The 14,075-nt window shown below is 73.4% G+C and carries 11 protein-coding genes and 1 tRNA gene; 3 read left to right on the top strand and 9 right to left on the bottom strand.

Annotated elements, in window-relative coordinates:
• Window positions 1-234: 234 nt before the first annotated feature.
• Window positions 235-1,470: an argininosuccinate synthase gene (locus ET526_RS19605; RefSeq protein ID WP_135470475.1), complete on the bottom strand. Its 1,236-nt coding sequence runs from the start codon at window positions 1,468-1,470 to the stop codon at window positions 235-237.
• Window positions 1,471-1,840: 370 nt separating this feature from the next.
• Between ET526_RS19605 and ET526_RS19600 the strand changes: the two genes are divergently transcribed.
• The 3 genes from ET526_RS19600 (at window position 1,841) to ET526_RS19590 (ending at window position 5,342) form a co-directional block, all read left to right on the top strand.
• Complete coding sequence (locus tag ET526_RS19600) at window positions 1,841-2,839, top strand: alpha/beta fold hydrolase (RefSeq protein ID WP_135470472.1); 999 nt, start codon at window positions 1,841-1,843, stop codon at window positions 2,837-2,839.
• A gap of 379 nt (window positions 2,840-3,218) precedes the next feature.
• Entirely contained in the window at window positions 3,219-3,914 is a 696-nt protein-coding gene (locus tag ET526_RS19595) for an FMN-binding negative transcriptional regulator (protein ID WP_240048494.1), read from the top strand.
• 105 nt (window positions 3,915-4,019) lie between these two features.
• Window positions 4,020-5,342 (top strand): Rieske 2Fe-2S domain-containing protein, encoded by a 1,323-nt coding sequence (locus tag ET526_RS19590; protein WP_135470469.1) that lies wholly within the window; start codon window positions 4,020-4,022, stop codon window positions 5,340-5,342.
• Here ET526_RS19590 and ET526_RS19585 read toward each other — a convergent pair.
• From ET526_RS19585 to ET526_RS19545, 8 genes are all read right to left on the bottom strand, one after another.
• Window positions 5,337-5,412, bottom strand: a tRNA-Lys gene (locus tag ET526_RS19585). The two genes, ET526_RS19590 and ET526_RS19585, sit on opposite strands and share 6 nt — an antisense overlap.
• Window positions 5,413-5,618: 206 nt before the next feature.
• Entirely contained in the window at window positions 5,619-6,185 is a 567-nt protein-coding gene (locus ET526_RS19580) for a peptidylprolyl isomerase (protein WP_135470467.1), read from the bottom strand.
• Window positions 6,186-6,223: 38 nt separating this feature from the next.
• Window positions 6,224-6,775: a peptidylprolyl isomerase gene (locus tag ET526_RS19575; protein WP_135470465.1), complete on the bottom strand. Its 552-nt coding sequence runs from the start codon at window positions 6,773-6,775 to the stop codon at window positions 6,224-6,226.
• Between the two features lie 17 nt (window positions 6,776-6,792).
• Window positions 6,793-7,305 carry a pantetheine-phosphate adenylyltransferase gene (coaD, locus tag ET526_RS19570; RefSeq protein WP_135470463.1) on the bottom strand — a complete coding sequence of 171 codons (513 nt, stop codon included), beginning with the start codon at window positions 7,303-7,305 and terminating at the stop codon, window positions 6,793-6,795.
• Window positions 7,298-10,099, bottom strand: coding sequence for a DNA gyrase subunit A (gene gyrA, locus ET526_RS19565; RefSeq protein ID WP_408869779.1), 2,802 nt, complete (start codon window positions 10,097-10,099; stop codon window positions 7,298-7,300). Before gyrA ends, coaD begins: the two co-directional genes overlap by 8 nt.
• Window positions 10,100-10,335: 236 nt before the next feature.
• Window positions 10,336-11,271 carry a dihydrodipicolinate synthase family protein gene (locus tag ET526_RS19555; protein WP_135470459.1) on the bottom strand — a complete coding sequence of 312 codons (936 nt, stop codon included), beginning with the start codon at window positions 11,269-11,271 and terminating at the stop codon, window positions 10,336-10,338.
• Window positions 11,271-12,698: a M20 family metallopeptidase gene (locus tag ET526_RS19550; RefSeq protein WP_135470456.1), complete on the bottom strand. Its 1,428-nt coding sequence runs from the start codon at window positions 12,696-12,698 to the stop codon at window positions 11,271-11,273. Before ET526_RS19550 ends, ET526_RS19555 begins: the two co-directional genes overlap by 1 nt.
• 104 nt (window positions 12,699-12,802) lie before the next feature.
• Window positions 12,803-13,783, bottom strand: coding sequence for a Bug family tripartite tricarboxylate transporter substrate binding protein (locus tag ET526_RS19545; RefSeq protein ID WP_135470453.1), 981 nt, complete (start codon window positions 13,781-13,783; stop codon window positions 12,803-12,805).
• Between the last annotated feature and the right edge of the window lie 292 nt (window positions 13,784-14,075).

Raw genomic sequence — 14,075 nt, 5'->3', positions numbered from 1 at the left:
TGGATCAGGTTTGTCCACGCGGCTTAGAGCGGAGCCCGTTCAGGCGGTCTCGCCTGAACGGGTAAAGAAGCGCGCGCACGCAACGGGCCAGAGCATTTTCCGTGAGCCAGGGCTAACGGAAGATGCTCCGGCGCCTGATCCGCGGAGGCGGGAGCACCGGAGCGGCGACTCAGCCGCCCAATGAGCGGGCCACGCTGTGGGGCAAGACGCGGCCGGGCGGCAACGCCCCCCGCGCTACAGCGCCCCGCCGCGGCGCCCGGCCATGGCGCCAAGGCGCAGGCGCAGCGCGTTCAGCTTGATGAAACCCTGCGCGTCGAACTGGTCGTAGGCGCCCTGATCCTCCTCGAAGGTGACGTGCCGCATCGAGTAGAGGCTGTTCGGGGAGCGGCGGCCGGTGACGATGACGTTGCCGCGGTAGAGCTTGAGCCGCACCTCGCCGGTGACGCTCCGCTGGCTCTCGTCCACCAGCGCCTGCAGCATGCGCCGCTCCGGGCTGAACCAGAAGCCATTGTAGACCAACTCGGCGTAGCGCGGCATCAGCGAGTCCTTCAGGTGCGCCGCCTCCCGGTCGAGCGTGATGCTCTCGATCGCGCGGTGCGCCAGGTGCAGGATGGTGCCGCCCGGGGTCTCGTAGCAGCCGCGGGACTTCATGCCGACAAAGCGGTTCTCGACCAGGTCGAGCCGGCCGATGCCGTTGTCGCGGCCGAGCGCGTTCAGCCGCGTCAGCAGCGCGGCCGGCGACAGGCGCTCGCCGTTGACGCCGATTGCGTCGCCGCGCTCGAACTCGATGACGATCTCCTCGGGCCGGTCGGGCGCCTCCCAGGGGGCGATGGTGCGCTGCCAGACCATCTCGTCCGGCGCCTCCCAGGGATCCTCCAGGATCTTCCCCTCGCTCGAGGAGTGCAGCAGGTTGGCGTCCACCGAGAAGGGCGCCTCGCCACGCTTGTCCTTGGCGATCGGGATCTGGTGCGCCTCGGCGAACTCGATCAGCCTGGTGCGGGAGGTGAGGTCCCATTCGCGCCAGGGCGCGATCACCTTCACGTCCGGCTTCAGCGCGTAGTAGCTGAGCTCGAAGCGCACCTGGTCGTTCCCCTTGCCCGTGGCGCCATGCGCCACCGCGTCGGCGCCGACCTGCTCGGCGATCTCGATCTGGCGCTTGGCGATCAGCGGACGCGCGATGGAGGTGCCGAGCAGGTAGAGGCCCTCGTAGAGCGCGTTGGCCCGGAACATCGGGAAGACGAAGTCGCGGACGAACTCCTCGCGCAGGTCGTCCATGAACACGTTCTCGGGCCGGATGCCGAGCAGCAGCGCCTTGTCGCGCGCCGGGCCGAGTTCCTCCCCCTGACCGAGATCGGCGGTGAAGGTGACCACCTCGCAGCGGTAGGTGGTCTGCAGCCATTTCAGGATGACGCTGGTGTCGAGGCCGCCGGAATAGGCGAGCACGACCTTCTTCACGTCCTTGACGCGCATCGGGGGCACCTCGGGAGACTGTGCCGCCCCCTGCCCCCGCCAGGGGGCGCCGGGGAGGGCCGGAAGCGCGGCACCATGCCGCCGCCGCCCGGCACGGGCAAGCCGGGCGCCCTGCCCGGGCGGCGGCGCAACGGGGGTGCGCCGCCGAAACCGATCACGCCGCAGGCAGGTTCCGCGGCCGGTGCCTCATCCGGCGGCAGGGGCGGGCTGGAGACCCCGGAATTTCGCGTTTCGCAATAAGTCAAGCTCTTGCGATCGCCTCTCGCGATATGGTTCCCTTGGTCGGGGGACTCATCACGCAATGTTGTATCGCATTGTATCCTGCGCGCTCCTTGGAGCCGCCGCCCTGGCCGCGACCGCCTTCGCAAGGGTGCCGGAACCGGCCAGCATCGCCGCCACGCCGCCGGCCGCCGTGCTCGATGTCGCCGCCGTGCCGAATCTGAGCCCCGACGGGCGCGCCGATTACCGACGCTTCCTGCTCCAGGCCACGCCCCGGGCCTTCGCCCTCGGCACGAACGGTAGCTGGGGCTGGGCCGCGGCCCTGGAAAGCCCCGCAGCCACCGAGGCGCGGGCCCTTGAGATCTGCCGCCACTGGGGCGGGGTGGATTGCCGCCTCTACGCCCGCGACCTCGACGTCGTCTGGCCGGGCCTGGAGAGCGCCGCGCCGCGCCCGGCGGAGATTCCGCTCGCCGGTGGGCCAGGCTGGAACCTGGTGCCGGACGCCCGCTTCCTGTGGCAGGGGCCGCGGGAGGCGAAGGGCGCCTATCTCTGGGCTCATGGCCGCGCCGCCGGCGGCCAGGACAGCCGCGGTACCCAGCCGCAGCCGCATGTGCGGGTGTTCAATAACGCCGGCTACGACGTGCTCCGCTTCGACCGCGCCCCGGAGACCGACGAGACTGACGCCGCGGCGGAGTGGATGCGCGAGGCGCTGCGCAGCCTGCGCGCCCAGGGCTACCAGCGCGTCGTGGTCGGCGGCCAGTCGCGCGGCGCCTGGAACGCGCTGCAGGCCCTCGCCGCGCCCGGCCTCGCCGACGGCGTGGTGGCGGTGGCGCCGGCGGCGCACGGCGCCACGGGCAGCCCCGCCTGGGCCTGGGCACTCGACGATCTACGCCGCGTCGTCGCCTCCGCGCGCAGCCCCGAGACGCGGGTGGTGGTGGTGAATTTCGCCCGCGACGAATTCGACCCCGATCCGGAGCGGCGGGCCGGCATCTTCCGCGCCCTGACCGCCCCCCGGGTCGGCGCCCTCCTGTTCCTGGACCGCCCCCCCGAGGTGAGCGGCCATGGCGGTGGCGCCGATTCGCGCTTCGTCCAGCGCTACGGCACCTGCCTGCTCGACTTCGTCGAGGGTCGCGCCCGCGCCTGCCCCTGACCGGCGGTCGGGAACCGAGCGGGCGGCCCAGCGCTGGCACTGATCGGGAATGGAGGCCGGCATGGCGGAGAACGACCCGAACCAGCAGACCCAGGCGCCTCCTCGCGGCGGCGCCTGGAAGCCCGCAGAGAAGACGCGCGGTGCCCCGGTGCGGGGGGATGCCGGCCCGGCCGGCGAGGCGGCCCCGAAGGGCCGCCCCAGCGATGATCGGGCCCGAACCGAGGCCGCGGCGGCGGAGACGGAACGTGCCCCGGATCCGGATACCCCTGTCGGCGGCGGCGAGGGCCGGCGCTCCCTTGGCGGCTCGGCCAGCGAGCCTCCGGGCAAGGGCGGCGCCTGAAGGCCCGCGCTGCGAACATGCCGGGTCGGATAGCGCGGCATGGACCGCGCCACCCGGCCGCGGCAGCATGCAGGGATGCTCTACCAGCCCCCCGCCTTCCGCGAGGACAGGCCCGAGATCCTGCGGGTGCTGATCCGGGATGCCCGGCTCGCCATGCTGGCCTCGAATGGTACCTCGGGATTGCCCGACATCACCCACCTGCCCCTGACGCTGGTCGAGGAGGAGGGGCCGCACGGCACCCTCTACGGCCATCTTGCCCGCGCCAACCCGCATTGGCGCCGCCTTGCCGAGGCGGGGCGGGCGGTCGCGGTGTTCCGCGGCACCGAGGCCTATGTCTCGCCGAACTGGTATCCCTCGAAGGCCGAGCACGGGCGGGTGGTGCCCACCTGGAATTACGAGGCGGTGCATGCCGAGGGACGGGTCGCCCTCATCGAGGAGCCGGCGGCGCTGCGCGCCCTGCTCTCCCGCCTCACCACGTGGCACGAGCGGGCGCAGCCCCGCCCCTGGGCGCTGGATGACGCGCCGCAGGATTTCATCGCCGCGCAGCTCAAGGGCATCGTCGGCATCGCGCTGCGGATCGATCGGCTGCACGGCAAGCGCAAGCTGAGCCAGAATCGCGGCACCGCCGACCGGGAGGGCGCCATGGCCGGACTCGCTGCCAGCCCCGATGCGCGGGACCGCGCGACGGCCGAGGCCATGCGCGGCGCGTCGCCGACCGCCGGCCCGCCCCGCTGAGGCCGGCCGGGAGCCTCTGGCGTTGCAGGGTCCCGCCCGCTGGAGTCGCTTGGGCAGGCGGAGCCGCGGCAGAACGGCCCGGCCGGGGCGGCGTTCCGGTGCCGCATGCCGGGGGAGGTCGAGACATGGAAGGCACGGGATCGGATCTCCGGTCGGAAGCGGCCACCGCATGAGGCGGCGTGGGCGGCGCTTGGCCTGCTGCGCTCCCGTCGCGGTGCCGAGGCCGCTGACGCGGCGCTGAAGGCGGGCGCCGCCGGCGCGGTCGCCGCCGCCGCCGGCCTTGCGGACTGGCAGTACACCAACGGCCGCGAGCGGCGGCTCGGCCTCGTCCACGCGCTGGCCAATGGCACCGCCCTCGCCCTCACCCTCGCCTCGATTGGGCTGCGCCGGCGCGGGCACCGCGCCGAGGGCCGCGCGCTCAGCGCCGCCGGCTGGGCTTGCATGGCCCTTGGCGGCTATCTCGGCGGGCACCTCGTCTATCGCAGGCGCGTCGGCGTGGACCATGCCGACCACAGCCCGAAGCCGCGGGACTTCGTGCCGGTACTGCCCCTCGCGGAGCTGGCGGAGGACCGGCCGCGTCGGGTGGAGGTCTGGGACCCCGCCCTCCGCCAGGAGGTGGGCGTGGTGCTGGTGCGGCATGGCGGGCGCGTCTACGCGCTGGGGGCGCGCTGTTCCCACATGGGCGGGCCACTGGACGAGGGCTGGGTGCTGGAAGGGCGCCTCGTCTGCCCCTGGCACGGCTCGCGCTACCCTCTCGGCACCGGCTGCCCGGCGAGCGGCCCCTCCACCGCCCCGCAGCCGCGTTACGCGGTGGGCGTCCGGGACGGCATGGTGGAGCTCCGCCGGGTGCCGGAGCCCGGCGAGGAGGCCGTCTTCCCCGAGGATGTCGCCCAGGCCGCTGCCGGGAAGGAGACGGGCGGCATCCCGCTGGCGCGCAGGGCCGAGGAGGTGCTGACCGAGCTCCACGACCTGCTGCGCGGCCTGTTCGCCCGCATCGAGGCGCTGCCGCCCGGAAACCCGGAGCGGCGCGACCTGCTGCGCACCCTCGCCTCCGAGCTAGAGATCCACGAATATGTGGAGGATCACCTCTTCTACCCGGCGGTGCGGGCGGTCAGCGACGACGTCGCCATCGCGCATTCGGAGCATCGCCAGCTTTCCGACCTGCTGACGATGACGCTGAAGCTCGACACCGCGAGCCCGGAGTTCGGGGCGCATCTGCGGGCGCTGCGCGCGGCTGTGGAGCACCATGCCGGCTCGGAGGAGCGCTCGATGTTCGTGCATGCGGCGCGGCTCGGTGAAGCGCGGCTGCGTGCGCTCGGCCGGGAGCTGGAGGCGATGCTGGAGGAGCAGCGCACCTCCCGCTTCCGCCGCGCCTTCCGGGAGCTGAAGATCGGGCTTCTGGAGGGAGTGAGGCGGAAGGGATGGTGAGCCGGGTGGGATTCGAACCCACGGCCACGAGATTAAAAGTCCCGTGCTCTACCAGCTGAGCTACCGGCTCTTCGCGGTGCCGCGCGCCATGCTGCTTCGGCGCGCCGGCCGGGGCTGTCAACCCCGCCCGGCACTGGCGCCGCCGGGTCCGCCGCCCTCGGGGCAGAGGCGTGCTCCTGACCGTTTCCGCTCGGCCGTGCTCGCGGAAACGCTCCAGCCCATTGTTTGTAGAGCAGAGTCACGCTCCTAACTGTTTCCAGCCGTCCGCGATCTGCTCTAGGCCGCTGGTGGCAGGTCGGCGGCGAGGCGGGCGCTGACGATGCGGTCCGGGTCCTGCACCATCCCGTTGGGACCGGTGCCGCGCTTGATGCGGTCCACCGCCTCCATCCCCGCCACCACCCGGCCCCAGATGGTGTACTGGCCATCGAGGCTCGGCGCCGGGGCGAACATGATGAAGAACTGGCTGCTGGCGCTGTTCGGGTCCATGGTGCGGGCCATGCCGCAGGTGCCGCGCACGAAGCGGGCCTTGCCGGGCGCGGAAAACTCCGCCGGCAGGTCCGGATAGCCCTGGTCCCGCGCGCCGCCGCGGCCGGTGCCGGTGGGATCGCCGCCCTGGGCCATGAAGCCCTCGATCACGCGGTGGAAGGGCGTGTTGTCGTAGAACCCCGCCCGGGTCAGGGCCTTGATCCGCTCCACGTGCTGCGGCGCGAGTTCGGGCAGCAGCTCGATCGTCACCTTGCCGTGCTTCAGCTCGAGGATCAGGGTGTTCTCGCGCGCCTCCGCCTGCGGGTCGGGCGCGGGGCCAGGAATGGGCTCGGCGGGGGTGCCGGCTTCGTCGCTCATGCTCGATCTCCTTCGCTGTGGCCGGCGCGCCGCCCGGCTCAGACGGTCACCAGCCGGGCGCGGATCAGCCGGTCCGGGTTCTGCACCAGGCCGTTCCGGGCCGGGTCGCCGCGCTTGATGCGGTCCACCGCCTCCATCCCCGCCACCACCCGGCCCCAGATGGTGTACTGGCCATCGAGGCTCGGCGCCGGGGCGAACATGATGAAGAACTGGCTGTTGGCGCTGTTCGGGTTCTGGGTGCGGGCCATGCCGCAGGTGCCGCGCAGGAAGCGGTAGCGGTTGGTGAACTCCGCCGGCAGGTCTGGGAAGCCCTGGTCGCGGAACCCGCCCATGCCGGTGCCGGTGGGATCGCCGCCCTGGGCCATGAAGCCCGCGATCACGCGGTGGAAGGGCGTGCCGTCGTAGAGGCCGCGGCGGGTCAGCTCCCTGATCCGCTCGACATGGCGGGGCGCCACCTCGGGCAGCAGCTCGATCAGCACCCGCCCGTCGTCCTTCAGGGTGAACTCCAGCCGCTCCTGCCCCTGCGCCCGCGCCACCGCGGGGGCGGCGAGGCCGGACAGCGCGAGGCCGGCGAATGCGCGTCGCCGCATCGGACCTTCCTTCCTGGTCAGCCCGGCGCCGGGGCGCGCACGCGCGCGAGCGTCCGCTGCAGCGTCAGCTTCGGCACGAAGCTCGCGATGTCGCCGCCGAGCTGGGCGATCTCCTTCACGAAACGCGAGGAGATGAACTGGTTCGTCTCGCTGGCCATCAGGAACACCGTCTCGATGTCGGGATCGAGGCGGCGGTTCATGCCGGTCATCTGGAACTCGTAGTCGAAGTCGGAGACGGCGCGCAGGCCGCGCACGATCATCCGGGCGCCGACTGAGCGGGCGAAGGCGATCAGCAGCCCCTCGAAGGGCACCACCTCGATCACCGCGCCGGTGCGCGCGGCGATCGGGTCGGTTTCGGCCTTCACCAGCTCGACCCGTTCGGGGAGCGGGAAGAGCGGCCCCTTGCCGGCGTTCATCGCCACCCCGATCACCAGGCGGTCGAGCAGGCGCGCCGCCCGGCCGATGACGTCGAGATGCCCGTTGGTCACCGGGTCGAAGGTGCCCGGATAGACGCCGACGCGCTCAGGCATCGGCTCCGCCCCCGCCCGGCGCCTCGTCCGGCGCCGGCCCGGCCTGCGCCGCGCCGGCCTCGGGCCCGGCCTCGCCCTGGTCGTCCACGACCGGAAAGCAGCTCGTCACGCGTTCCCCCTGGTTCAGCCGCAGCAGCATCACGCCGAGGCTGCGCCGCCGCGTCAAGCGCACCTGGTCGGCCGGCAGGCGGATCAGCCGCCCGGTGTCGGTGACCAGCATCACGTCGTCGCCCGGCCGCACCGGGAAGGTCGCCACCACCTCGCGCCCGGTGCGGCGGCTCAGCGTGATGCCCTCGATGCCCTGCCCGCCGCGGCCGGTGACGCGGTAGTCGTAGGAGGAGCTGCGCTTGCCGAAGCCGCCGTCGGTGACGGCGAGGATGATCTCCTCCGCCGCCTCCATCTCGGCCGCGCGCTCGGGGGCGAGCGCGATCTCCGCGACCGGCTCCTCGCCCGCCTCCTCCGGCGCCTCCACCTCCTCGGCGCCGTTGCCGTTGGCGCGGCGGCGCTGGGCGGCGAGGCGGAGATAGGCCTCGCGCTCCTCCGCCGAGGCGTCGAAGTGGCGCAGCACCGAAAGGGCGATCACCGCGTCCCCCTCGGCGAGGCGGATGCCCCGCACGCCGGAGCTGTCGCGGCCGGCGAAGACCCGCAGCGTCTCCTCCACGGCCTGGAAGCGGATGCAGCGGCCGTTGCGCGTGGCGAGCAGCACGTCGTCGCCCTCGCGGCAGGTCTGCACGCCGATCAGCGCGTCGCCTTCGTCGAGCTTCATCGCGATCAGCCCGGCGGCGCGGACGTTGCGGAAATCCGAGAGCCGGTTGCGCCGGACATTCCCCGAGGCGGTGGCGAAGACCAGGTGCAGCCCATCCCACAGCGCCTCGTCCTGCGGCAGCGGCAGGACGGCGGTGACCTGCTCCTCCTCGCGCAGCTGCAGCACCTGGCGGAGCGAGCGGCCGCGGCTGGTCGGCCCGGCCTCGGGAAGCTGCCACACCTTCTCGCGGAAGGCCATGCCGCGGCTGGTGAAGAACAGCACCCACTGGTGGGTGTGGGCGATGAAGCTGCGCACCACCACGTCGTCCTGGCGCGTGGCGGCGGCGCTGCGCCCGCGACCGCCGCGGTTCTGCGCCCGGAAGGTCTCGAGCGGGGTGCGCTTCACGTAGCCGTCGCGCGTCAGCGTGACGACCATCATGCCCGGCTCGATCAGGCTCTCGTCGTCGAGCTCGGCGACGCCGTCGAGGATCCGCGTCAGCCGCGGCGCGGCGATCTGGGCGCGGACGGCGCGCAGCTCCGCCGCCATCACCTCCATGCGCCGCGGCCGGCTGCCGAGGATCTCCAGCAGCTCCCGGATCCGCGCCCCGACCTCGGCGAGCTCGGCGGTGATCCTCTCGCGCTCGAGGCCGGTCAGGCGCTGCAGGGTAAGGGCAAGGATGCCGCGCGCCTGCGCCTCGGTCAGCCGCACCGTGCCCTCGGGGGTGACGACGTTGCCCGCATCCTCGACCAGGGCGAGCAGCGCCGCGGTGTCGCCCGCCGGCCAGTCGCGCGCCATCAGCGCCGCGCGCGCCTCGGCCGGGTCGCGGCTGGCGCGGATCAGGCGGATCACCTCCTCGATGTTGGCGACGGCGATGGCGAGGCCGACCAGCAGGTGGCCACGCTCCCGCGCCTTGGCGAGCCGGTGGCGGCTGCGGCGGAGGATCACCTCCTCGCGGAAGCCGATGAAGGCGCGCAGCGCCTCGACCAGCCCCATCTGCCGCGGCCGGCCGTCGTGCAGCGCCAGGAAGTTCACCGCGAAGGAGGTCTGCAGCGGCGTCAGGCGGTAGAGCTGGTTCAGCACCACCTCCGCCGTCGCGTCCCGCTTCAGCTCGATGACGATGCGCAGGCCCTCGCGATCGCTCTCGTCGCGCAGGTCGGAGATGCCCTCCACCGCCTTGGCGCGCACCAGCTCGGCGATCTTTTCGATCAGCGAGGCCTTGTTGACCTGGTAGGGTATCTCGGTGACGACGATGGCCTGGCGGCCGCCGCGCAGCTCCTCGACCTCGCACCTGGCGCGCAGCGGGATCGAGCCGCGCCCGGTCTCGAAGGCGGCGCGGATGCCGGCGCGGCCGAGGATCAGCCCGCCGGTCGGGAAGTCCGGCCCCGGGATGATCTCCATCAGGCGGGAGAGCGGCGTCTCCGGCTCGGCGATCAGCGCCAGCGTGGCGTCGATCACCTCGGACGGGTTGTGGGTGGGGATGTTGGTCGCCATGCCGACCGCGATGCCGCCCGCGCCGTTGACCAGCAGGTTCGGGAAGGCGGCGGGCAGGACCCGCGGCTCCTCGGCCGATTCGTCGTAGTTTGGCTGGAAGTCGACCGTATCCTCCTCGATCCCCTCGAGCAGGAAGGAGGCGGCGCGCGCCAGGCGCACCTCGGTGTAGCGCATCGCCGCCGGCGGATCGCCGTCCATGCTGCCGAAATTGCCCTGCCCGTCCACCAGCGGCACGCGCATGGAGAAGGGCTGGGCCATGCGCACCATGGCGTCGTAGATCGCCGCGTCGCCATGCGGGTGGTACTTGCCCATGACGTCGCCGACCACGCGCGCCGACTTGCGGTGCGGCTTGTCGTGGGTGTAGCCGCTCTCCTGCATGGCGAAGAGGATGCGCCGGTGCACCGGCTTCAGCCCGTCGCGCACGTCCGGCAGGGCGCGCGCGACGATGACGCTCATGGCGTAGTCGAGGTAGGAGCGGCGCATCTCCTCCTCGAGGGCGACCGGCAGGGTCTGGTCCGGCCGCGCCCCGTCGCCCCCGCCCGGGTTGGTTTCGCTCACGCTGTGCTGTGTCCTCGATCCGGCGCCAGGCGCCGCCTGTCACTCCGATGGTCTGTCCTGGGCCCGCCCGGCGGGCCGCCGAGGCAGGGCCTTCCGGGCACCGCCCCGCCGGGATCCGGCGCGGGCCGCGGAAAGGGCGGGCGCCCCCGGACCGGCACCCTCGCCCGCCCCGTGGCCGGTGCTTATAGCGCGGCACCACGCGGCGAACAAACCGAGGAGGTTCGGCAAGGGCGCGATCAGGTGCCGAGGGCGGCCTCCGGGTCGCGCGCCGCGAGGCGCCGCAGCAGGAACTCCACCTCGGCCACCGTTTCGGGGGTGAGGCGCGGCGCCGGCGCCCGCAGCGCCGGGCTGGCGATGACGCCGCGGCGGGCCAGCACGTGCTTGCGCACGGCGAGGCCGAGGCCGGGCTGGGTCTCGTAGCGGATCAGCGGGAGGTGCAGGTCGAACAGGTCGTGCGCCGCCTCCTTCCGCCCCTCCTCCATCAGCCGGCAGACCCGGACCAGCATCTCCGGCACCGCGTAGCCGGTCATGACGCCATCGGCCCCGCGCGCCAGCTCGTGCGGCAGGAACAGCCCGCCATTGCCGCCGAGGATGGAGAGGCGGCGGATGCCGCCTTCCGCCTCCAGCCGGCGCAGCGCGGTGATCTTGTCAAGGCCCGGCCAGTCCTCCGCCTTCAGCATCACGAGGCGCGGGTCGGCGGCGAGGCGCCGGATCATCTCCACCGAGACATGGATGCCGTTGGCCTGCGGGAAGTCCTGCAGCACCCAGGGGGCATCGCCCACCACCTCCGCCGCCTGGGCCATGTAGGCGAGGACGGCGTCGTCGCCGCGCAGCCCGGCGGGCGGGGCGATCATCACCCCCGCCGCGCCGGCCTGCATGGCGCCGCGGGCGAGGGTGCGCATGGCGGCAAAGCCCGGCGCCGAGACGCCGACCACCACCGGTACGCGACCGTCCACCCGGCGCAGCACGCAGGCGGCGAAGCGCAGCGCCTCCTCCGCGTCGAGCTTCGGCGCCTCGCCCATCACGCCGAGCAGGGTGAGGCCGGAGGCGCCGGCGGCGAGGAAGAACTCCGTCATCCGCTCGGCGCTTGCGAGGTCGAGCGCGCCGTCCTCGGCGAAGGGCGTCGGCGCGATGACGAAGACGCCGCGCGCCGCCTCGCTCAGGCGCGGCATCACGCCGCCCCCTTCGACATGTCGAGCGGCGGCCTCGCCTCCGGCGGCAGCGGCGAGGCATAGGGCCGACCGCCGGTCCGCGCCTGGTGGTCCGCCTTGGCGCGGGCGATCAGGTCGGGGTCGCGCAGCGCGTCCACCGCCGTGCCGGCCATCACCTTCGCCACGTGGACCATGCCCTTGTGCGCCGCGGGCAGCATCCCCTGCGCGGTGAGCTGCCAGGAATGGCCCGGCGTGCCGATGGCGTAGGTGGCGCCGCGCGCCTGCACCGTCGGCACCTTCCAGGAGACGTCGCCGACATCGGTGGAGCCGATCATCGGCACGCCCTTCACCTCCAGCGGCACGACCTGGTCGCAGAGGCTGATGCCCGGGCGCATCGGCAGCCCGGCGCGGCGCCAGGAGGAGGCGATGTCCTCCTCGGAGAGCGTCGCCTGGAACTCGGCGGCCTTCGCGCGGTCCGCCTCGTCGAAGGGGGGTGGGCCGAGGCGGTCGAAATTCTCCTGCATGGCGCGCTCGAGCGGCGCGTTGCCGAGCAGGTTGGAGACCGCGCTGATGACGCGCGCCTCCACCTTCGTCTCGGTCATCAGCGCCGCGCCCTCGGCGATCCGGCGCACCCGCCCGACCAGCCGGTTCAGCTCCACGAGGTCGCGGGCGCGGATCAGGTAGCGCACCTTCGCGGTGGGCTGCACCACGTTCGGCGCAACGCCGCCGGCATCGAGATAGGCGTAGTGGATGCGCGCGTCGGAGGGCATGTGCTCGCGCATGTAGTTGACGCCGACATTCATCAGCTCCACGGCATCCAGCGCGCTGCGCCCGAGATGCGGCGCCGCGGCGGCGTGGCTGGCGCGGCCGGTGAAGGCGAAGTCGATGCGCGTGTTGGCGAGCGAGAGCGCCTCGTCCACCTTGCAGAAGGCGGCCGGGTGCCAGGTGATGGCGATGTCCACGTCGTCGAAGGCGCCGTCGCGCACCATGAATCCCTTGGCCGCGCCACCCTCCTCGGCTGGGCAGCCGTAGTAGCGTACGCGGCCGGGAAGGCCGTTGGCGGCCAGCCAGTCCTTCACCGCCGTTGCGGCGAGCAGCGAGGCGGCGCCGAGCAGGTTGTGCCCGCAGCCATGGCCCACGCCGTCGCCCGGCAGTGGGCGCGGCTCGGCCAGGCCGGCCTCCTGCGACAGGCCGGGCAGGGCGTCGTACTCGCCGAGGATGGCGATGACCGGCCCGCCCTCCCCCGCCTCGCCCATCACCGCGGTCGGGATGCCAGCCACCGCGCGCGTCACGCGGAAGCCCTCGGCCTCCAGCATGGCCGTGTGCTCGGCGCAGGAGCGGTGCTCGGCATAGGCGAGTTCCGGCATGCCCCAGATGCGGTCGGAGAGCTCAGTAAAGGGCTGCGCCTTGGCGTCCACCAGCCGCCAGATCTCCTCGGTGTTCCGCATCGTGGCTCCTCTCGTCGGATCGGGGCGGGGCACGGGTCTGGCGGGGCAGCCGCCCCGCCCTTCGCGCCGCGAGGCGCAGGCTTACCGCGGCGTTCCGGGCGGCATCAATCCGGCCGGATGCAGGCCGCGCGCACCACCTCCGCCATGGTGGCGACCTCCTCGCGGACGAAGGCGGCGAATTGCTCCGGCGTCTGCGGCTCCGGCACCGCGCCCTCCCCCGCCAGGTATCGGGCGAAGCCGGGCTCGGCCAGGGCCGCGTTGGCAGCCTCGTTCAGCCGCCGCCGCACCGCCGGCGGCAGGCCGCGTGGGCCGAACAGGCCCCACCAGATGCCCGCCTCGTAGTCGATCCCCTGCTCGCGCACGGTCGGGGCGTCGGGCGTGCCGGGCGGCCGGCCTTCGGCGGTATAGGCGATGAGGCGCAGCAGGCCGCTGCGCAGCGGCCCGGCGGCGCTGGCGATGGTGGTGAACATCACCTGCACCCGTCCTGCGGCGAGGTCCGTCAGCGCCGGCGCGGTGCCGCGATAGGGGACGTGCTGCATCCGCGTGCCGGCGCGCAGGTTGAACAGCTCCTGCATGATGTGGGTCGTGCTGCCCGGCCCCGAGGAGGCGTAGTGGATGGAGCCGGGTCGTTCCCGCTCCAGGCGTACCAGGTCGGGGATGGTCCGGATCGGGCTGTCCCGCGGCACCACGACGATGAGCGGAGATCTGGCCAGCAGCGCCACCGCGTCGAGATCGCCCGCGGCATCGAAATCGGTACCCTGGACCGCGGCGATGGCGGTGACGGAGGAGGTGGTGACGAGCAGCGTGTAGCCGTCGGGCGGGGATTGCGCGACGAAATTCACCCCGACCGCACTGCCTGCGCCCGGGCGGTTCTCGACGACGAAGCTCTGGCCGAAATGCTCGCGCAGCCGCTCCGCGAGCGGGCGCGCCAGGGCGTCGTTGCTGCCGCCCGGGGTGAAGGGAACCACGATCCGCACCGCGCGCGCCGGCCAGGACTCGGCCTGCCGGGCGTGCGCCGCGCCGGTCCCGAGGCAGCCGGTGATCGCGGCGAACAGACCGCGCCGCGCCAGACGAGGCAGCGCCATGACCTTTCCTCCCTCCCCCAGCCTGCCCGAACCGTCCCGGCAAGGCCAGCGCCATGACGGTGGCGGCGGGAGGAAGGAAGCCCGCCCCGACTTGGCGGCGGGCGCGGGAGCCCCATGTCAGGGGCCGCCTTCACCAGCACGCGGTGCTCGGCCGGAACCCCGTCGCGGCCGGCCGCGATCAGGTCCCGGAAGTCCCGCGGGCGGATGCGCCCGGCGAGGCCGCCGGCCGGATCAGTTCGCCGGCGCGCCGCCGACCGGATCCAGCCGGTAGCCGCCGCCCTCGGTCAGCAGC

This window comes from Crenalkalicoccus roseus, from assembly GCF_004761865.1.
GTDB lineage: Bacteria > Pseudomonadota > Alphaproteobacteria > Acetobacterales > Acetobacteraceae > Crenalkalicoccus > Crenalkalicoccus roseus.
The sequence above is the reverse complement of the archived record's forward strand: the minus strand, read 5'-3'. Positions and strand labels throughout refer to the sequence as shown.

Bases quoted from the DNA above. Each gene is read 5' to 3' on its own strand.
- ET526_RS19605 (WP_135470475.1), bottom strand. From the start codon at position 1,470: ATGCGCGTCAAGGACGTGAAGAAGGTCGTGCTCGCCTATTCCGGCGGC.
- ET526_RS19595 (WP_240048494.1), top strand. From the start codon at position 3,219: ATGGACCGCGCCACCCGGCCGCGGCAGCATGCAGGGATGCTCTACCAG.
- ET526_RS19590 (WP_135470469.1), top strand. From the start codon at position 4,020: ATGCCGGGGGAGGTCGAGACATGGAAGGCACGGGATCGGATCTCCGGT.
- ET526_RS19580 (WP_135470467.1), bottom strand. From the start codon at position 6,185: ATGAGCGACGAAGCCGGCACCCCCGCCGAGCCCATTCCTGGCCCCGCG.
- ET526_RS19575 (WP_135470465.1), bottom strand. From the start codon at position 6,775: ATGCGGCGACGCGCATTCGCCGGCCTCGCGCTGTCCGGCCTCGCCGCC.
- coaD (WP_135470463.1), bottom strand. From the start codon at position 7,305: ATGCCTGAGCGCGTCGGCGTCTATCCGGGCACCTTCGACCCGGTGACC.
- ET526_RS19555 (WP_135470459.1), bottom strand. From the start codon at position 11,271: ATGCCGCGCCTGAGCGAGGCGGCGCGCGGCGTCTTCGTCATCGCGCCG.
- ET526_RS19550 (WP_135470456.1), bottom strand. From the start codon at position 12,698: ATGCGGAACACCGAGGAGATCTGGCGGCTGGTGGACGCCAAGGCGCAG.
- ET526_RS19545 (WP_135470453.1), bottom strand. From the start codon at position 13,783: ATGGCGCTGCCTCGTCTGGCGCGGCGCGGTCTGTTCGCCGCGATCACC.